Genomic DNA, 19,713 nt, shown 5'->3' with positions numbered 1-19,713 from the left:
TTTATTATGTGTAAATTCATATTTACTCTTTTTATCGCTTTATTATCACTATCTTCCTTACCTTCCAAAGCAGCTAACTGTAGTGGAGGTTCCATACTTTTTGATACAGATCCCAGTGATAAAAGTTACTGGAGGTATGGTTATACATCAGCAAATGATGATCCATTGTTAATAATGCGAGTAATCCTACAAGGTAAAATGACTTGTGATCCGGATTATACTGATGGTGCTGGACGATCGGTGAGTGAAATGCGCATGAATCTAACCAGTGGAACTTGTAAAAACTCTACCACCATAACGACACCCTATCCAGGTATTGAATGGAAACTGGAGGGGATGCGCTGTGAAGGCAATAATATTATCTCCAACAATGTTCAATCTAAGCCATGGGGGGATAATAATAGATACAACTGGCCCTCAGGCACTGTCTTGGGGAAAGCCAGTATTGTCGTAAATGATCAATATTGGATACAAAATAAGCAAACCGGGCAATATACGGTTAATATCCAGCCGCTTTCGCAAGGAAATACACTAGTATACAGCACGGCGGTTAATGTAAGTTCTAAGCTAGGGGGATCGATTCCTTTTATTTTTAAAGATACTGCGACCTGCGCAATGTCACTTTCTACAGAAAATTTAGATTTTGGTAAATTAACACCAAGTAATGTCAATAGTAACTCTTTATATAAAGAGTTAAAAGTCTATTATTCGTGTAAAAATAAAGCACTGATAAATGGATTATATGTTCGATTCGACCCGGAGAATGTAGTTGATGCGGCAAATGGTATGTTTAGTGCCAGTGATAGTGATGGACGGAAGCTGAACTTCCAAATGACCAGGGTGTATGGAGATTTTCATACCGTCCCCCTTAATGCGAATTATAAAATATATGAGCCGTCCAAAAAAGATCTTGATGCTACTGCGACATTTAGAATCTACGTCAAGCCTTCAACCCCATTTCCCGCCGGTAAGGTTTCTACCTACCTGAATGTTTCGCTAATATACCGATAGGCTGGATTAATTATGCACAAATGGTTAATCTTTTTTTTGATAATTTTTCCATTTCACAACGCATCTGCGTCGAAATCAGTGCAGAGGAGAGTGACGATAAACGCCGAGTTAGCCTTAAACACGTGCGCATTGTCACTCTCTCCGGCAAACCTGAACTTTCAACAAATCAGCTTTAGCCAACTTGAAAACAACGCAACTACACCACAGACAGTTGATTTGAATATTGCTTGCAGTTGGCCCGCAACCGGGATCTCACTAAAATTCTCGCCTGCTGCTGGCGTTTCCAAGAGCAGCACTAACCTGATGAATACGGGGTTATCCGGCGTTGGGCTTGCGTTGTCATGGAAAGATCCAGCCGGCACAGATTTTAAGTCGCTAGAATTAAATAAGCCTTTTGCGCTCCCAACTGCATCAAGTAACAAAAATGAAACGCTTGGTCAGTTTCAGCTGTTGCCTAAACAAATTCCGGGTGAAACGCTCCAGGCAGGGAATATTTCCACTAGTCTGACTGTCGAGGTGACCTATGATTGACAGGAGATGTCTTTTTTTCCCATTGCTGGCGGGACTGTTAAGCACATTAACGGCGTTTAATAACCAGGCCGCACAAAAGGCAAGCGTAAGTCTCCCCATTGCAATGCAGGTCACTAATCCTCAGTGCCAAATCAATAAAGGGCTTGGCCTGCCTGAAACCGTGCAACTTCCGCTGATCACAACTTCAGGGGCCTTATTAGGTGATAGTAACGTTGAAGTTCCCATTGTGATTGACTGTGCCAGTGATATCACCAAATTTGAAGTTACCCTGGCAGGGGGCAGTAATTCGAAACTCAGCACGTCAAATAATAAGGTTGATATTACCTTGTCATGGAAGAAAGGTGGAGGAGCCGTAGAATTCGGGAAGCCGGTCGAGCTGAGTAAAGCACCGTTTCTTGTGAGCCAAAAGCAATTTGATGGCTCCTTATTGGCCAGAGTGTCTCCACATACAGGGAACATACCGGCAGGTAATTACACAGCCAGTTTACCGGTGACGTTTACTTATTATTGAGATAGCATAATAAAAGCTGGGGAAATTCCCCAGCTTGTTAATCAATTAATCAAACACGCCATTGATAATTGCGGTCACTACTGAGGTACTCAGTGCAATAAGAACGAAATCATTCCTTACTATTTTCCATTCATAGCCAGGATAATAAGGCCGTTGCCCCAACATCGATGCCGGAACCGTTTTTTTCGCAATGCCTGGTGGTAAGGAGCCACACCCCGTCAGGCCATAATTCACCGCCAAATGTCGGGCAGCCGAAAAACTGATATCAGAATCGACATGATCCGGTTTGCCATATTTTTTACGGTGATCGGATGATGCGTTATTTTTCTGACCCGCATTGCCTTTCTGCGCATTCCCTTTATTTCCGTGATTATCACTATTATTGCCATGGTTGCCACTATTACCATTGCCGTTCCCATTGCCTGGATTCGCCAGTGCCGTGGTGGCAAAGAGCGAAAGAGAAATGAGGGTTGCCAGTACAACTTTTAAACCATGCCGTGTACCTATGCCCCTGTTCATCACCCGTGCTGAGTGGCAGGTGCAGCGCTGAATCATCCAGTTTGCGGGTCGCCACCAGCAACACCCGGAATCCTTGCGCGTTGTAATCTTTCGTTTTCGCCAGCAGTAACTCACGACGGTTTCATTCAGCGCGACCACCTTGTCACCATCAGCATCTCTTCCACTGCGCCTTTGCAAATCAGACTATTATCACCGTTACGTACATCCTCTACCGACGCAGATACTAGGGTTATTTCTCTTTTTTTATCAGGTATTACAGGGGTTTTGTTGACTTCGAGGGAGCTCAGGAGAGGCATTTTGGCGGAAGATCACAGGAGTTCGTATTGATTCATAACCTAATGTTTTGTATTGTTATTTTTGCTTGATTATGATGTGCTTATACACATAGCTATACACATGTACTGTGGCACAGTGTATAGCTATGTAACTCCGGCTCAATCCAATTTGGTCACTACTTCATTCATTGTATAGTGCACAAATTGCTTTCCTAGTTCGGTCAGTACATAAGATTTTGTGTTCTCGAAAGCAGACTCAAGCGTTGATGTGCCTCGCTTAGCTTGCGGAGCATGCCTTTGTTTTAAGAACTGACCATCTTCTGTGGTATTACGTGCTTGCCTAATCACTCCACCTGTTGACAGATCTCTAATTAACATTTTGTAGAGATCAGCCTCAGCCGAATCTTCGCGCGGAATTATTTCATGCAATTCCATCCATATTTCATAACGCGTTACGCCAGGATTTTGATAAATAATTCTGATAACCTGAAAATGAACTTCGTGATAAATGTTAAGCCAATCTATAAATAAACGAATAATATCATCAGAACATATTTTAGAACTGACAGCATTAGTTATCATATTAGATACTAGCTGTCTTTTTTCTTGTGTATCAGCATCATTCCATACTCGAAAACTTTTGCGAACTAAATCAAGATACTCCTCAGACTCAAGTCTTTCGTTGATATCCTCGCCTAGTTGTTCAAATCTCTTTGCTATAACATTTAAAGTTGAATTTAAATTTTCTAGTTTTTTATGATGTTCTTCAAGCCACTTTGTTTGTAATGAGTTTAATTTTATATTGCCTTCTTCGCTTTTAAAATTTGCAATAGCACCTAAAAAACCTCCAATCCAAGGTATGCTCCCTAATGCTGCAAGAGCGAACTGTTCTGCTAATCTTTTCTTATTAGAAGGGTTTAAACTATCTATTTCATTTCTAAAATCAATAATATCAAAATTATCATCATCCATTTGAATGATTCCTTTTATGTCGCATGATAATACTTAAAATATATGCTTGTTTAACATAAGGATGAATCGATTATTGAGATTTCTATCAAGGATTAACATTTTAGTTACTATGGGCACGCAGTGCTTTCCATTCAAGCACTAGTTTCGACTATGGTTACAAAAAGTTTTTTTGCATTTAACTGTTCACACTGTTCACCTCGGTTATTTATCATTTTATATCATGTGGTTAGGTGGTGATGAGTTGGTGAAGAGTGAACAGTCGACTCTTCACCTTTGTGATTTGTGCTCGTTCTGGAACCGCCCGCTCAGGCGATGCGCAGGGTGATAAAAAGTTTTTTCAGGTTTTATTGTTCACACTGTTCACCGCTGGTTTTTTATCAATAATTTCATGGTGATACAGGGTGAATATACGGTGAAGGGTGAACAGTGGATTGTTCACCCTGTGGCAATGGCCAGAAAGGAAAAGACCGGCTGTTGCCGGTCTGAGTGAGGTTATGTTGCTGCGGGTTCGTCGCACTTCGGCAGCCAGTCGCCGTAGCTTTCCTCTTTCAGCGACAGGTTGGTTTGTATCCCCTGCTTTGTGTGTCGCTTCTCATAATTCAGGCCGTACTCTTTCAGCATCATGGGCAGCCCCAGCCCGAACATTTTAAGGCTGAGCACGTTCCTGTAGCCGTTAGCCTCCATATAGGCCAGATACGCGTGATAGAGATATTTACGATAATTACGCGGGGTGATGCTGGCATTCCCCATAAACATCCCGTTGGTCTGCGGGAGCATTTCCAGATAGCCGCAAAAATCAAACGTCGGGTCAGCATCGCGCTTAATGCTGAGCGCCTCGTCGGAGTTCTGCTGCGACTGGAGCAGTGCGCGCGCGGTCATCGGGTCGCTGAATTTCTGCATAAGCTGGCGCACAATCACGGCCAGCTCGCGCGCAATTTTATCCCTGAGCTGCGGGTCGCGTTCCTCCGGGGCAATCTGTTCCGGGAAGTGAATAATCACCCGGCGGCGTGACACACCGCCGCTGCGGTCGGTGAAGCGCATGGGGTTGTTGTTCACGGCCAGAATCACCGCCGGAATATGTGTTGAGTACGGGTTCTGGTATTTCGGGTCAACCGAGACCGCATCGCCGCCGGTGATGGCCTTGAGTCCTGCGCCGTCACCGCTCCATTTTTCCTGGTCAGGCAGACGGATAAGCGAGAAGCCAATCAGGGAGGCACGCTTGCGCGGGTCTTCCAGCGTGTCGATGTCGGCTGACGTGGCATTATCTTCCCCGGCGAGCAGGGTCGCAATTTCGGCGAGAATACTTTTGCCACTCCCGCCAGGACCGGTCACTTCAAGAAAGAGCTGCCAGTCGTAGCGGTTCGCCAGCACCATAAACAGCGCAGCCAGAATCACATCGCGTTTTTGGGGATTTTTACCGGCCGCACGGTCGAGCCAGCGCCAGAAGTTCGGCGCGTGCGTCTCCAGCGTTTCTCCGTCCACCGGCGGGGTGAAATCCACGTCGCACAACGTACGCAGCCAGTGCGATTTACTGTGCGGGCTGAACTGGCCACTTTGGGTATCGAGTACCCCATTGCGAAAGCCAATCAGACGGCGCGCCGGTGTATCCTGCTGCGGAATAATCAATTTCAGGGTCTCCACCACCGAGGCAATTTTCCCGGACGAGAACGGGGCGCGTAAGCGCTGGAATAAATCAGCCACATTCCGTGAAAAAGTGGCGGCAGGGATATTTTTCCAGATGCCGTTTTCATAGCGGGACAGGAGCTGGCCGTTAGCATCCACCGCCAGCGCTTCGCTGTAGTGCTCATGCACCCGCAAAGCCTTGTCGCTGGCGCTCATGGCGGTAAATTCCGCCTCGCTCATGGTGTCGAACGGACTTTGCGCCGGTGGCCGGATGGCGTCATAAATGGCTTTCCGGGTGGCTTCTTCACCTTTCTGCATAAACGCATCATTCCAGTCACCGAACACCGGCGGCAGGGCAACAATGCCCTCACAGGCATCTGCGGCCGCAGCGGCTTTACTCTGGCCGTCGCCGTTAAGGTCACGGTCGGCGGCGAGGACAATCTGACCGGCCGGGTATTTGTGACGGGCAAGGCTCGCCAGAGAAAGGAGGTTCACGGAGGACAGCGCCACCATGACGGTTTCCCCGGTCAGGTGATGCACGGTGAGTGCGGTCGCATAACCCTCCGCAATCCACAGGCGTTTTCCGGCCTGTTTTTTCCCTTCGATGATATGACATGCCCCTTTGACCTGACCGCCTTTCAGGGTGCGTTTGAGACCGTCTGCATTGATAAGCTGAAGGTTAACCAGTGCGCCGGTATCGTCATACAGTGGGACAACCACATCCCCGGCGTGGAACGTCACGCCGCCGGTTTTATGTGTGGCGGTGAGCGTCAGGCATTCCAGCGCGTGAAAACCCTTGCGGGTGAGGTAAGTGTTGCCGGTGTCTGGTCGGGTTTTCTCCATGAGCCTGACGGCCAGCGCGGCCGCCGCTTTGCGGTCGGCCACAGTTTCGGCCTCTGAAGCCGCAATCACTTCCGGGGCAACCGGCGGCAGGTTGCCGGTCACGGCGTTCACCTTCCCGGCAGCCTCTGACGGAGTCACGCCAAACACTTTCTCTACCAGCTTAAGCCCGTCACCCGCGCCGCACTGATTGCAGAACCACGTCCCGCGCCCCTCTTTATCGTCAAAGCGGAAACGGTCAGAGCCGCCGCACACCGGGCAGGACTGATGGCGGTTTTTAATGACCTTCACACCCAGCGCCGGGAGAATGCGCGGCCAGTGGCCGCACGCCTGTTTTACCGTTTCTGTTACGTTCATTTTCATCGTTGTTTTCTCCCTCAGTGCAGTACCGGCGACGTGATATGACGGGCGCAAAGCTCATCCATCACGGCCAGCCCGAGAAAGGACAGCGACGGCGCGGCTTTGAGTGGTCCGGCTTCCATTAAATCTTCCAGCAGTGCACAGGCAATCTGGCGGCCTTTTTCCTCGCCATGCTGGCGCAGGTAGAAGCCCTCCAGCTCGGCGGCAATGGCGCTTTCCAGCGCGTCGAGGGTGAGGTGCGGGTAGCGGTGCTGGCGTTCGCACAGGGTCAGCCATGCACAGGCCACGGCGCGACGATACAGCGCGGCGCGTAATACGGGCGGTAATGGCTTTTTCATACGTTGCTCTCCCCGGTCAGCCAGTGCTGATTGCAGCGTTCGACCACGCCGTCGAGCTGGGCGGTCATGAGGTAAATCACGGAGGTGAGCTGTAAGTGCTGCGCCGGGTCACGACGAACGGTGGCGCAGTCCTGCACCTGCATCAGGTCGCCGACGAGCTGGCCGACATTGCGCATATGCTCCAGACATTCGAGGTCGCGGGCGGTAATGGTGGTGTGTCTCATGCGCTCACCTCCGCAACCGGCAGACGGCCAGCGAACGAGAGAACGTAATCGCGAACAAGAGAAAGGCGTGCGGCGTGCTCATCACCGGCAACGGTGCGAAGCATACAAATACGGGGTTTACGGTCTGCGCGACGAACAGCGGCAAACACAAAGACAAACTGCGGGTGTGACGGGGTGAGGGTCGTAGCCATAAGGGCAACCTCCATTGAGTAGCGGTTAACGCTACCACCGGAGTTCTCACGCTCGGGTGGTAGCCCAGACGGGGGTGAGAAACCGGCCTCAATGGGTACCGGCCAGCCCGAAGGCTGCCCCGCCTGAGCCACCATTACGCAGATACAGCAACGGCTTAAGAACCGATGCGTAAACAACAGGTGCACATAGGCATAGACACAAAAAAAGACGCATGGCGCGTCCGGTGTCGCCACTGAGTAACTCGGGTTCTCACGCCCGGCTGCCGATTTTGCGACAGCGGGAAAACTATACCTGGAAACGGCGAAAAGAAGCAAGCCAGAAAAAGGGGCTGTTTGCTGAACGGTCATCATCATGCGTCATAGCCCCGGTTGCGTTCGGCGATGCGATCCGCCATCCATGCGGTGATTTCAGACTGCGCCCACGCCACGTTTTTCCCACCGAGGGAGATTTGTTTCGGGAAGGCTTCCCGGCTGATGAGGTCGTAAATGGTCGAGCGGGACAGACCGCACAGATGCATCACTTCGGGCAGACGGATAAAGCGCTCGTGAACGGTATCAGAAACCGGCATCAGCGGCGCGGCAGGAGCAGAAGACGGGGAAGAAAAAGCGGTGTGCATCGGGCTACCTCACAAAGTCCATACAGTGCCGGTCGTGTCCGTCCGGCTTCGGGTAGCTCTCTATTTTGTGAATATTTTCCCTCAGGGCAACAAGTCATTTTGTACTGCTCCACCACACAACAGAGCGATTTTTATACAGTGGCAAACGTTGGCCGTTTTTTGGCAAACGTTGGCAAACCGGTGGCCCATTGCTGATTACTTTTGTTTATATATTTCTGTTTTTTAATCGCTAAAAAGTCTAATGGGCTGACTGGCTGAACAAAGTGAAGGGTGAACAGTGGTGAACAGACGGTGAACAGTCAGACCCTCAACTGTTCACCCTTTAACTTACTGTATTACTTATCTTTTTATTTAAGGTGAACAGTGGTGAATAGTTATAAGTAAAAAAACAAACGGTGAGTAAGGTTTTCCTGCGACCTTTCTCTGGCCAGCCTGATTTTAAGGTCTGTTTGTGCCAGCACTCTGACAACGGCAATGAATCGTGTTGTTGTGCAGGAGGCGTCAGAATCATTTCAGGTTGAACACACGGAGAGCCTGAACATGAAACCCGAACTCATTATCAAAGCCATGCAGACCGTTATCAGTAAACAGGATGAAGGCGCGGAACAACGTATTGCCGGTGCGCTGGCCGCACTTAATGAAGCAAAAGACGCACACACGGCCAGCATGGGTAAACTCAGCGACATTGAGGCTTCCATTCAGCGTTGTGAGCAGGAACGACAGACCGCGCTCAGTGAAAGTGCACAGGCCGAACAGGACTGGCGCAGCCGCTTTCGAACTCTGCGCGGCAACCTCACTCCTGAACTGAAAGCTGAACACAGTAAACGTATCGCCAGCCGCGAACTGGCTGATGAGTTCACCGGTCTGATTACCGAGCTGGAGAAAGACAAAGGCCTCGCCATGCTTGGCGCATGCTCCTCCGGTACGGCTTATATCAGCGCCCACGAAAAAGCATTCACCACTTACGCCAACAGCGAATGGAAGAAAGTGCTGGCCGGTATCAGCCCTGCACTGTTACGTGCCTTCCTGTTGCGTATACGGTCGCTGGAAATGAGCGGAGAAACCTCGCCGCGTGCGACCGTGACCCGCGAGCTGGGCGATGCCCTGAATCTGCAGTCAGCCCTGTATCATTTCGATATGGAGCAGGAGCCGGTTCTGTCCGTAACGGGCATGAATCGCCCGGTCATAACCGGGGTTGATATGGCGCTGTTAAGAAGCCCGGCCAGACGAATGAAGCTTGCCGCTGAACTGGCCGCAAAAGACCACGAACAGGCAGAGGGCTGAATTATGTTTCACTGTCCGTTCTGCAAAAAGACCGCGCACGTCCGTACCAGCCGTTATCTGTCGGAAAACGTCAAACAACGTTATCACCAGTGTACCAATATCGAATGTTCGGCCACTTTCCGCACCATCGAGTCGGTTGACGGTGTGATACGTGCCGCCCCGGAGAAACCCGACCCCGCGCCGGTGGCGCCACCACCGCCGCGTAAGGTGCAGGGCTGCTACAGTTCGCCGTTCCGGCATTAATCAGGAGAGAAACACGTGACCACTGTGACCATACAGCAGGCCTTTGAGGCCTGTCAGACGAACAAAAACACCTGGCTGAAACGTAAAGCCGAACTGGCCGATCTTGAACGGGAATACCGTGAACAGCTCCTTGCCGGTGACGAACAAATCCCGCGCAGAATGCAGGATTTGCGCGACAATATCGACGTGAAAAGGTGGGAGATTAATCAGGCCGCCGGTCGCTATATCCGCTCACATGAGGAGGTGCAGCACATCAGCATCCGCAACCGGCTCCATGACTTTATGCAGCAGCACGGCGCGGAGCTGGCCGCCACGCTGGCACCTGAGCTGATGGGATATCACGAACAGCTTCCCGCAGTAAAACAGAGCGCCATGCAGCACTCGGTCGATTATCTGCGTGAAGCCCTGTCGGTGTGGCTGGCCGCAGGTGAAAAAATTAATTATTCCGTGCAGGACAACGATATTTTAACGGCCATCGGATTCAGGCCTGATGCGGCTTCGCGGGATGATAATCGCGAGAAATTCACCCCGGCACAGAACCTGATTTACACCCGCCGACGTGCAGAACTGGCCGCACGGTAGCACGCGAAAAAATCCCCGAAAATTCCGCTATTTTTCCCGAAAAAAGCCATGCATCCATAAGGTGCATGGTTTTGCATGCAAATCCCCGTATTTTATTTCCCCCACCACGCCAGTACCGGCGCGGCCTGAGCCGGTTCATGCACCTGCATGAAAACTACCCTATAAAGCGGGCAGGCGTGGCGGGGAGAGCATTGCGCGCCAAAGCGTATTGATATACTGCCAGCATTTTTTGATACTCACACCCATCTACAGGAGTAGGTCACTACCGATGTAGAGCTTTTCCGGATTCAGATAAAACCACTTAGCATCGGAGCAAAGTAACTCAATACCGAACAATAAATATGAGCCCTTCGTGAAACCGGGTAAGGTCAAACTCATAAACCAACAAAAGGGGAAAAGTGGGATATGTGAGGCGTGTATGATTTTTATTTATTGGGCTTCGTTAAAAATGGTGATTTAATAGCCCTTTAAATTTATCACTTTTTAACTAACTCCGAGGGTTTATGGTTATTTTTGATGAAAAACGGCATTTGTATGAAGCCTTACTGAGGCACAATTATTTCCCTAACCAAAAAGGTTCAATAAGTGAAATACCTCCGTGCTTTTCTTCCAGAACATTCACACCGGAAATAGCAGAGCTAATTTCATCTGATACATCAGGGCGCAGGAGTCTACAAGGTTATGATTGCGTGGAATATTACGCCACCAGATATAATAACTTCCCAAGAACGCTGTCAATCATCCATCCAAAAGCGTACTCAAAGCTAGCCAAGCATATACATGATAACTGGGAGGAAATACGGTTTATAAAAGAAAATGAAAACAGCATGATCAAACCAGACATGCATGCTGACGGTCGCATCATAATCATGAATTATGAGGACGCAGAAACTAAAACCATAAGAGAGCTAAATGATGGTTTTGGACGGCGATTTAAAGTTAACGCAGATATATCAGGCTGCTTTACAAATATCTACTCACACTCTATCCCGTGGGCAGTTATAGGGGTTAATAATGCAAAAATAGCCTTAAATACTAAAGTAAAAAACCAGGATAAACATTGGAGCGACAAACTTGACTACTTTCAGCGTCAAGCTAAAAGAAATGAAACACATGGTGTTCCTATTGGTCCTGCAACCTCAAGCATTGTTTGTGAGATTATTTTAAGTGCTGTGGATAAGCGTCTTAGGGATGATGGATTTTTATTTAGACGTTATATAGATGATTACACATGCTATTGCAAAACACACGATGATGCTAAGGAGTTTTTACATTTACTCGGTATGGAGCTGTCTAAGTATAAGTTATCACTGAACTTACATAAAACTAAAATAACTAATCTCCCAGGAACTTTGAATGATAACTGGGTTTCTTTGCTTAATGTAAATTCACCAACAAAAAAACGTTTTACAGATCAGGATTTAAACAAGCTAAGTTCTTCTGAAGTAATTAATTTCCTAGATTACGCTGTACAATTGAACACTCAGGTTGGTGGTGGAAGCATACTAAAATATGCTATTTCCTTGGTTATAAATAATTTAGATGAGTATACAATCACTCAGGTGTATGACTACCTTCTAAACTTATCATGGCATTATCCAATGCTCATCCCATATCTAGGCGTACTTATCGAACATGTCTATTTAGATGATGGTGATGAATATAAAAATAAATTCAATGAAATTTTGAGTATGTGTGCAGAGAATAAATGTTCTGACGGCATGGCCTGGACTCTTTATTTTTGCATCAAAAATAACATTGATATTGATGATGATGTTATAGAAAAGATTATATGTTTCGGCGACTGCTTGAGCTTATGCTTGCTAGATAGCTCAGATATATATGAAGAAAAAATTAATAATTTTGTTAGCGATATCATCAAACTAGATTATGAATATGACATTGACAGATATTGGCTCCTTTTTTATCAGCGGTTCTTTAAAGATAAAGCCCCAAGCCCTTATAATGACAAATGCTTTGATATTATGAAAAGTTATGGCGTTGACTTTATGCCAGATGAAAATTACAAAACTAAAGCTGAGTCATATTGTCATGTCGTCAATAACCCATTTCTAGAAGACGGAGATGAGATTGTAAGCTTTAATGATTATATGGCGATAGCGTAGCTTTTAGGCCTCATTTCAGAGGCCTAATTTACTTGCATACCATTGAAGCATTTCTCTCCTTCTCTCAATGTATAAAGCATGATTGTAAGTTCCGCGTATACTATTTTTATCAACATGAGCTAACTGCATTTCAATTAAAGCACTATTAAAACCATGCTCATGCAATATCGTAGACATAGTATGTCTAAATCCGTGGCCTGTAGCACGTCCTTTGTAACCAAGTAACTCAATCACTTGCGATACGCTTTCTTTCGAGATCGGCTTGCTGCGGTTGTTCCTGCCAATAAAGATGTAAGGGTATTGGCCGGTAATAGGTTTAAGCTGTTTAAAAAGGTCAACTACCTGAGTAGATAAAGGAACAATGTGAGGCCTACGCATTTTCATACGTTCTGCTGGTATCTCCCATATACCTTTTTCGAGGTCTACTTCTTCCCACGTAGCAAAGCGCATCTCCTGCGTTCTTACACCAGTCAGCATGACTATCTTCGTAGCATTTTTGGTGATGATGCTACCGGTATACGCTTCGAGATCCCGAATAAAATGAGGCAATTCTTCGGCAGATAGAAATGGATGATGTTTTTGCTTAGGAACGGCCAGAGCGATGGCTAAATCAGGTGCAGGATTGTATTCAGCGCGGCCAGTTATGATTGCATAGCGATAGACCTCGCCGCATCTTTGGCGCACTTTTCTGGTCTTCTCTAGTGCTCCACGCTTCTCTATTCGTCGCAATACTTCAAGCAGTTCTAATGGTTTGATTTCACTGATAGGGCGTTTACCAATGAACGGGAACACATCTTGTTCAAATGTCTTAATGATTTCTTCGCGATAGGCTACTGTCCAGCGGTCAGCTTTATTGGTGTGCCATTCTCGACATATGGCTTCGAATGAGTTCTCTGCTGAGATTTGCTGCGCCAGCTTTTGGGCTTTACGTTCTTCTACTGGGTCTATGCCGTTTGCTACCTGCTTACGAGCTGTATCGCGTTTCTCACGTGCTTCTGCGAGGCTCACAAGGTCGTAACTGCCAAATGACATTAGCCGTGCTTTACCGGCAAAGCGAAAGCGGAAGCGCCAGCCCTTTGAGCCGTCTGGATTGATGAGTAATGACAGGCCTTGTCCATCGTTCAATGTGTAGGGCTTGTCTTGGGGCTTTGCTCGTTTAATTTGTATGTCTGTTAGTGGCATGTGTATAAGTCAAAAATGTGTATAAAAAATCTATACACACCACTATACATATTTTTCACGGATTCAGGGAGATCTTGTCGGACGGTTACGGATGAGTTATTCACTATCTATAATGAAAATAAAGGATTTTTAGACTTTCTTGGACGGCTGCGGAGGAATTTTGGCGGAAGATCACAGGAGTCGAACCTGCCCGGGAACGCTGGCGTCCCCAACTGGATTTGAAGTCCAGCCACCTCACCGGAGATGACGATCTTCCGCGCCTCGATTGCTACATGGAGGCGGGGCGCATTATAGCTACTTCCAAACGTTTCCACACCCCCTCACTCACTTTTTTAACTTCCGTTTCTCTATACCATGACCAGTTTCAAATAAATCCCCGCAAAATCCATTACTTACACTTAGACACATTTTTAGACGCTACGCTGATCACAGAAAACAAGAATCGTAATTTGATAACGAGATATCGGAATACCCGCGCTCACAGGGATGGTTTACAAGAACTGTAACCGGTATCAGGGCGTGTGAAAGTGCTAACAAGGATGCGTAATGAAAAGTGAGATTCTGTCTGTTAAAGAGAAGATTGGCTACGGAATGGGCGATGCGGCTAGCCACATTATCTTCGATAACGTCATGTTATATATGATGTTCTTCTATACCGATATTTTTGGTATCCCAGCCGGATTTGTCGGCACCATGTTCTTACTGGCCCGCGCGCTGGATGCCATCTCAGACCCTTGCATGGGGCTGCTGGCCGACCGTACCCGTTCGCGCTGGGGGAAATTCCGCCCATGGGTGCTGTTCGGCGCACTGCCGTTTGGTCTGGTTTGCGTGCTGGCCTATAGCACGCCGGATCTCAGCCTGAACGGCAAAATGATTTATGCCGCAATCACCTACACGCTGCTGACCCTGCTTTATACCGTGGTCAATATTCCCTACTGCGCGCTGGGCGGCGTGATCACTAATGACCCTACGCAGCGTATCTCCCTGCAATCATGGCGCTTTGTGCTGGCGACGGCGGGCGGCATGCTCTCCACCGTGCTGATGATGCCGCTGGTGAATCTGATTGGTGGCGAGGATAAAGCGTTCGGCTTTCAAGGTGGGATTGCGGTGCTCTCCGTGGTGGCGTTCCTGATGCTGGCGTTCTGCTTCTTCACTACCAAAGAACGCGTGGAAGCGCCGCCGAGCACCACCTCTATGCGTGAAGACCTGCGCGACATCTGGCAAAACGACCAATGGCGCATCGTCGGCCTGCTGACCATCCTCAATATTCTGGCCGTCTGCGTTCGTGGCGGCGCGATGATGTATTACGTCACCTGGATTTTGGGTAAGCCGGAGGTGTTTGTCGCCTTTCTCACCGCCTATTGCGTCGGCAACCTGATCGGCTCTGCGCTGGCAAAACCGCTGACTGACTGGAAATGCAAAGTCAGCGTCTTCTGGTGGACCAACGCTGCGCTGGCGGTGGCGAGCATGGCGATGTTCTTTGTGCCGATGCACGCCAGCATCACCATGTTTATCTTTATTTTTGTCATTGGTGTACTGCACCAGCTCGTTACGCCAATCCAGTGGGTAATGATGTCCGACACCGTTGATTACGGCGAATGGTGCAACGGTAAACGCCTGACGGGGATCAGCTTTGCGGGCACGTTGTTCGTGCTCAAGCTGGGACTGGCGCTCGGCGGGGCGCTGATCGGCTGGATGCTGGCGGGCGGTGGCTACGACGCCGCCGCGAAAACCCAGAACAGCGCCACCATTAGCATCATCATCGCCCTGTTCACCATTGTCCCGGCGATTTGTTACCTGCTGAGTGCCGTGATTGCCAAACGCTTCTATACCCTGAAAACGCCGTATCTGACGGAAATTATGAGTCAGCTGGCTCAGGGCGCGCGCCGCAACCAGCAGGATTTCACGACGAAAGAATTACAGAACTAAGGAACTGACGATGAAAATTAGCGATGGAAACTGGCTGACCCAACCTGGACTGAATTTAATACACCCAATTCAGGTGTTCGACGTTGAACAGCAGGGTAATGAGATGATTGTCTACGTTGCGCCGCGCGACGTGCGTGAACGTACCTGGCAACTGGATACCCCACTCTTCACCTTACGCTTTTTCTCGCCGCAGGAAGGCGTGGTGGGCGTACGTATGGAGCACTTCCAGGGCGCGCTGGATACCGGCCCGCATTACCCGCTGAACGTGTTGCAGGACGTCAATGTTGAGATGCGAAACACCGCTGAATTTGCCGAGCTGAAGAGCGGCAATCTGAGCGTTCGGTTGACCAAAGGTGAGTTCTGGTCGCTGGATTTCCTGCGTAATGGTGAACGTATTACCGGCAGTCAGCTAAAGAATAGCGGTTACGTGCAGGATACCCACAGCGGGCGTAACTATATGTTTGAGCGTCTGGATTTGGGAGTGGGGGAAACGGTGTACGGGCTGGGTGAGCGTTTTACCGCGTTGGTACGTAACGGTCAGACGGTGGAAACCTGGAACCGCGACGGCGGTACCAGTACCGAACAGTCTTACAAGAACATCCCGTTTTATCTCACCAACCGCGGCTACGGTGTGCTGGTGAACCATCCGCAGTGCGTGTCGTTTGAAATCGGCTCTGAGAAAGTGTCGAAAGTGCAGTTCAGCGTTGAAAGCGAGTATCTGGAATATTTCATCATCGACGGCCCAACGCCGAAGGCGGTGCTGGATCGCTATACCCGCTTTACAGGCCGTCCAGCGTTGCCGCCAGCCTGGTCGTTCGGTCTGTGGCTAACCACATCATTCACCACCAATTACGACGAAGCGACGGTGAACAGCTTTATCGACGGCATGGCCGAGCGCAATCTGCCGCTGCACGTCTTTCACTTCGACTGTTTCTGGATGAAGGCCTTCCAGTGGTGCGACTTTGAGTGGGACCCGGTGACCTTCCCGGACCCGGAAGGTATGATCCGCCGCCTGAAAGAGAAAGGGCTGAAGGTGTGCGTATGGATAAACCCCTACATCGGTCAGAAATCCCCGCTGTTCAATGAACTGAAAGCGAAAGGGTATCTGCTCAAGCGCCCGGACGGTTCCCTGTGGCAATGGGATAAATGGCAGCCGGGCCTGGCGATTTATGACTTCACTAATCCACAAGCCTGCGAGTGGTATGCCAACAAGCTGAAAGGTCTGGTGGATATCGGCGTAGACTGCTTCAAAACTGACTTTGGCGAACGCATCCCCACGGATGTGCAGTGGTTTGACGGTGCCGATCCGCAGAAAATGCACAACCATTATGCGTACATCTACAACGAACTGGTGTGGAACGTGCTGAAAGAAACCGTCGGTGAGGAAGAGGCGGTGCTGTTCGCCCGTTCGGCCTCCGTGGGCGCACAGCAGTTTCCGGTGCACTGGGGCGGCGACTGCTACGCCAACTATGAATCGATGGCGGAAAGCCTGCGCGGTGGCTTGTCTATTGGCCTGTCCGGCTTTGGCTTCTGGAGCCACGATATCGGCGGCTTTGAGAATACCGCTCCGGCGCACGTCTACAAGCGCTGGTGTGCGTTTGGGCTGCTCTCCAGCCACAGCCGCCTGCATGGCAGTAAATCCTACCGTGTGCCGTGGGCGTACGATGACGAATCCTGCGATGTGGTGCGCTACTTCACCGAGCAGAAATGCCGCATGATGCCGTACCTGTATCGTGAAGCAGCGCGCGCTAATGCGCAGGGCACCCCGATGATGCGCGCGATGATGCTGGAGTTCCCGGACGATCCGGCGTGTGATTATCTCGACCGCCAGTACATGCTGGGCGATAGCGTGATGGTCGCGCCGGTGTTTAGCGAGGCGGGCGATGTGCAGTTCTATCTGCCGGAAGGACGCTGGACGCATCTGTGGCGTAATGATGAGGTGGCCGGCAGCCGCTGGCATAAGCAGCAGCATGACTTCCTGAGTCTGCCGGTTTATGTGCGTGACAATACCCTGCTGGCGTTGGGGAGCAATAACCAGAAGCCGGACTACGCCTGGCACGAAGGGACAGCGTTCCAGCTGTTCCATCTGCAGGAGGGGCGGGAAGCGGTGTGTGAAGTGCCTGCGATGGACGGCTCGGTTATCTTCACGCTGAAGGCGACGCGTGTAGGTAATACCATCAACGTGCAAGGTAGTGGAGATGCGCGTAACTGGACGCTGTGCCTGCGTAATATTCCACAGGTTAGCGGTGTGAAGGGCGGTTCATCTGCGGGCAGCGAGTGGGGAACGGTTGTCACGCCGGATGAAGATGTGCTGACGATAGCCCTGTAAGCGAATCTGAACGTGGTGCCGGATGCGTCTTATCCGGCCCACGCCGCGAGCAGCGTTCCAGATCTGAAAATCAAAAACATCCCGACTTAAATTTTTACCTCACCATATTTGCGAGCGCTATCACTCTAATTCCCGCGAAAAATGTGATCTGCGCCGTAAATATCTCACTATTTCCTCTTTTTGTCTTATTTCTGTCCGGAATACAGGACACGATTTAGTATTGTTAGCGCATCGTAGTCTTCTTATATTTATCATCACGGATTACACGTGGAGCATAAATGCTTCTTTATTACCTAAATAATTCGAGTTGCAGGAAGGCGGCGACGCAGCGAATCCCCTGAGCGTACATAAGTACGTGACTGAGGTGAGCGAGGAAAGCCAACGCACATGCAGCTTGAAGTATGACGGGTATAGATATTTAATCTGGTATGTAATAAGGGTAAATAATGCAAATGATTACCTCGCGACAAAACAGATTATTAAAGTTTCTTCTGTCCCGGAAGGAATATGTTACGCTGCTAAAAATTGCCGAGTATTTATCTGTTTCAGAGAAGACCGTCCAGCGCGATCTGCGGTTACTGGAGCAATGGTTATCGGAATGGAAAATATCCATCGATAAACGTGCCGGTGCGGGCGTGATATTAAGTGCCGATAACATTACTGACCTTTTATATCTGGATCAGTTATTAGGGTCGGAGGGTGATGATGCTGACGGCATGATGAATAATTCACGGCGGGTTAAGATAGCCTCGCAATTATTAAGTGAAACGCCGCATGAAACATCGATCAATAAATTATCCGAACGTTATTTTATTAGTAGTGCATCGATTGTTAACGATCTGAAAGTAATTGAATCGTGGATTACCCCGCTGGGCCTGTCGCTGATTCGCAGCCAGAGCGGCACACACATTGAAGGCAGCGAGAGCGGGGTGCGCCAGGCGATGGCGTCGCTGATTAACGGTGTGATTAACCATAATGAACCTGGAAGCGTGATTTATTCACGACTTGATCCGGGCAGTTATAAAGCGTTAGTGCATTACTTCGGCGAAGAAGACGTTTTATTTGTCCAGACGCTGTTGCAGGAAATGGAGAACGATCTGTGCTGGTCGCTGGGAGAGCCTTATTACGTCAATATCTTTACCCATATTCTGATCATGATGTACCGCATTACGCGGGGCAATGCGCTACCGAGAAAAGAAGAAAGCATCACGTCATGTGATGAGAACATCTTTTCCATTGCCAGTCGCATGATTCAGCATATCGAAAAACGCATTGCCCACCCGCTGCCGGAAGACGAAGTCTGGTTTATTTATCAATATATTATCTCCTCCGGTATGGTGATTGAAGAGCATAACGATGTGAGCGTAATTGGCCATATGCACTCCAGCGACGAAGCACGCTTGATTACCCATCGGCTGATTGCCACCTTCGCCGAAATGGTTGACTGCGATCTTAGCCAGGACACTGCGCTGTATGACGGATTGCTGATCCATATTAAGCCGCTGATTAACCGCCTGAACTACCAGATCCGCATTCGTAATCCGCTGCTGGAGGACATTAAAGGCGAGTTGCAGGACGTCTGGCGTTTGACACAGTGCGCGGTGAATCGGGTGTTTAGCGGCTGGGGCGAGCGGGCCGTGTCGGATGATGAGGTGGGATATTTAACCGTGCATTTTCAGGCCGCGATGGAGCGTCAGATAGCGCGTAAACGTGTGCTGCTGGTTTGCTCAACCGGTATCGGCACCTCTCACTTACTCAAAAGCCGCATTCTGCGCGCCTTTCCGGACTGGACCATCGTCGGCGTGGTGTCGGCAGGCAGCTTGCCCTACGTCCTGACGGACGATATTGAACTGGTGGTATCGACGATCAATTTACCTGCCGTTGCCATGCCGGTCGTGTATGTCACCGCCTTCTTCAATGATGCGGATATTAAGCGGGTAACAGAAACGGTTATTACGGAAAAATTACATCGGGCGACGTCGCTGGTCGTTGAAAATTAATGTCTGAACTCCATGAGGTATGATTT

The 19,713-nt window shown here is 49.2% G+C and carries 18 protein-coding genes, 1 tRNA gene and 1 pseudogene; 10 read left to right on the top strand and 10 right to left on the bottom strand.

Going from position 1 to position 19,713, the window contains the following annotated elements; genetic code table 11:
• Positions 1-6: 6 nt before the first annotated feature.
• From OGV65_RS13210 to OGV65_RS13200, 3 genes are read left to right on the top strand one after another with little or no spacing between them, the layout of a single operon-like run.
• Entirely contained in the window at positions 7-1,011 is a 1,005-nt protein-coding gene (locus OGV65_RS13210) for a fimbrial protein (protein WP_200046801.1), read from the top strand.
• Between the two features lie 12 nt (positions 1,012-1,023).
• Positions 1,024-1,542 (top strand): fimbrial protein, encoded by a 519-nt coding sequence (locus OGV65_RS13205; RefSeq protein ID WP_200046802.1) that lies wholly within the window; start codon positions 1,024-1,026, stop codon positions 1,540-1,542.
• The gene (locus tag OGV65_RS13200) at positions 1,535-2,053 is read left to right on the top strand and encodes a fimbrial protein (protein WP_155574567.1); all 519 of its coding nucleotides are present in this window, start codon (positions 1,535-1,537) and stop codon (positions 2,051-2,053) included. Before OGV65_RS13205 ends, OGV65_RS13200 begins: the two co-directional genes overlap by 8 nt.
• 45 nt (positions 2,054-2,098) lie before the next feature.
• Here OGV65_RS13200 and OGV65_RS13195 read toward each other — a convergent pair whose 3' ends face one another.
• From OGV65_RS13195 to OGV65_RS13160, 8 genes and pseudogenes are all read right to left on the bottom strand, one after another.
• The gene (locus OGV65_RS13195; RefSeq protein ID WP_235117027.1) at positions 2,099-2,560 is read right to left on the bottom strand and encodes an anti-virulence regulator CigR family protein; all 462 of its coding nucleotides are present in this window, start codon (positions 2,558-2,560) and stop codon (positions 2,099-2,101) included.
• 7 nt (positions 2,561-2,567) lie between these two features.
• Positions 2,568-2,796, bottom strand: a pseudogene (locus OGV65_RS13190) (hypothetical protein); the annotation flags it as partial.
• A gap of 210 nt (positions 2,797-3,006) precedes the next feature.
• The gene (locus OGV65_RS13185; RefSeq protein ID WP_003844494.1) at positions 3,007-3,819 is read right to left on the bottom strand and encodes a hypothetical protein; all 813 of its coding nucleotides are present in this window, start codon (positions 3,817-3,819) and stop codon (positions 3,007-3,009) included.
• A gap of 492 nt (positions 3,820-4,311) precedes the next feature.
• Positions 4,312-6,645 (bottom strand): primase-helicase zinc-binding domain-containing protein, encoded by a 2,334-nt coding sequence (locus OGV65_RS13180; protein WP_286455034.1) that lies wholly within the window; start codon positions 6,643-6,645, stop codon positions 4,312-4,314.
• Positions 6,646-6,659: 14 nt separating this feature from the next.
• A complete protein-coding gene (locus OGV65_RS13175) occupies positions 6,660-6,980 on the bottom strand; it encodes a DUF5375 domain-containing protein (protein ID WP_000743146.1) in 321 nt (106 codons plus the stop codon).
• On the bottom strand, positions 6,977-7,204 hold the full coding sequence (locus OGV65_RS13170) for a hypothetical protein (protein ID WP_001472076.1): 228 nt from the start codon (positions 7,202-7,204) through the stop codon (positions 6,977-6,979). The genes OGV65_RS13175 and OGV65_RS13170 overlap by 4 nt, the downstream gene beginning before the upstream one ends.
• On the bottom strand, positions 7,201-7,749 hold the full coding sequence (locus tag OGV65_RS13165) for a host cell division inhibitor Icd-like protein (RefSeq protein WP_181241654.1): 549 nt from the start codon (positions 7,747-7,749) through the stop codon (positions 7,201-7,203). The genes OGV65_RS13170 and OGV65_RS13165 overlap by 4 nt, the downstream gene beginning before the upstream one ends.
• Positions 7,746-8,012, bottom strand: a complete 267-nt coding sequence (locus OGV65_RS13160) for a helix-turn-helix transcriptional regulator (protein WP_000556587.1) — start codon at positions 8,010-8,012, stop codon at positions 7,746-7,748. Before OGV65_RS13160 ends, OGV65_RS13165 begins: the two co-directional genes overlap by 4 nt.
• A 540-nt stretch (positions 8,013-8,552) precedes the next feature.
• Here OGV65_RS13160 and sid point away from each other — a divergent pair.
• From sid to drt4, 4 genes are all read left to right on the top strand, one after another.
• Positions 8,553-9,296, top strand: a complete 744-nt coding sequence (gene sid / locus OGV65_RS13155) for a capsid size-determining scaffold Sid (RefSeq protein WP_024154759.1) — start codon at positions 8,553-8,555, stop codon at positions 9,294-9,296.
• A gap of 3 nt (positions 9,297-9,299) precedes the next feature.
• Positions 9,300-9,539 carry an STY4826 family bacteriophage gene regulatory protein gene (locus tag OGV65_RS13150; protein WP_000468229.1) on the top strand — a complete coding sequence of 80 codons (240 nt, stop codon included), beginning with the start codon at positions 9,300-9,302 and terminating at the stop codon, positions 9,537-9,539.
• 15 nt (positions 9,540-9,554) lie between these two features.
• Positions 9,555-10,121, top strand: a complete 567-nt coding sequence (locus tag OGV65_RS13145) for a phage polarity suppression protein (protein WP_080087556.1) — start codon at positions 9,555-9,557, stop codon at positions 10,119-10,121.
• 503 nt (positions 10,122-10,624) lie between these two features.
• Positions 10,625-12,247 (top strand): antiviral reverse transcriptase Drt4, encoded by a 1,623-nt coding sequence (gene drt4 / locus OGV65_RS13140; protein WP_065314127.1) that lies wholly within the window; start codon positions 10,625-10,627, stop codon positions 12,245-12,247.
• A 15-nt stretch (positions 12,248-12,262) separates the two neighbouring features.
• On the opposite strand, the gene OGV65_RS13135 is transcribed toward drt4, so the two are convergent.
• Positions 12,263-13,429 (bottom strand): tyrosine-type recombinase/integrase, encoded by a 1,167-nt coding sequence (locus tag OGV65_RS13135; protein ID WP_032983261.1) that lies wholly within the window; start codon positions 13,427-13,429, stop codon positions 12,263-12,265.
• Positions 13,430-13,590: 161 nt separating this feature from the next.
• Positions 13,591-13,685: transfer RNA gene (locus tag OGV65_RS13130), tRNA-Sec, on the bottom strand.
• A 290-nt stretch (positions 13,686-13,975) separates the two neighbouring features.
• Between OGV65_RS13130 and OGV65_RS13125 the strand changes: the two genes are divergently transcribed.
• The 3 genes from OGV65_RS13125 (at position 13,976) to OGV65_RS13115 (ending at position 19,687) form a co-directional block, all read left to right on the top strand.
• Positions 13,976-15,358: a glycoside-pentoside-hexuronide family transporter gene (locus tag OGV65_RS13125; RefSeq protein ID WP_137366935.1), complete on the top strand. Its 1,383-nt coding sequence runs from the start codon at positions 13,976-13,978 to the stop codon at positions 15,356-15,358.
• Positions 15,359-15,368: 10 nt separating this feature from the next.
• The gene (gene yicI, locus OGV65_RS13120; RefSeq protein ID WP_235116977.1) at positions 15,369-17,687 is read left to right on the top strand and encodes an alpha-xylosidase; all 2,319 of its coding nucleotides are present in this window, start codon (positions 15,369-15,371) and stop codon (positions 17,685-17,687) included.
• Between the two features lie 446 nt (positions 17,688-18,133).
• Complete coding sequence (locus OGV65_RS13115) at positions 18,134-19,687, top strand: BglG family transcription antiterminator (RefSeq protein WP_235116978.1); 1,554 nt, start codon at positions 18,134-18,136, stop codon at positions 19,685-19,687.
• Positions 19,688-19,713: the final 26 nt, after the last annotated feature.

Source organism: Citrobacter sp. Cb004 (assembly GCF_030337065.1).
Classification (GTDB): domain Bacteria; phylum Pseudomonadota; class Gammaproteobacteria; order Enterobacterales; family Enterobacteriaceae; genus Citrobacter; species Citrobacter braakii.
This window is presented reverse-complemented; position numbering and strand designations above follow the sequence as displayed.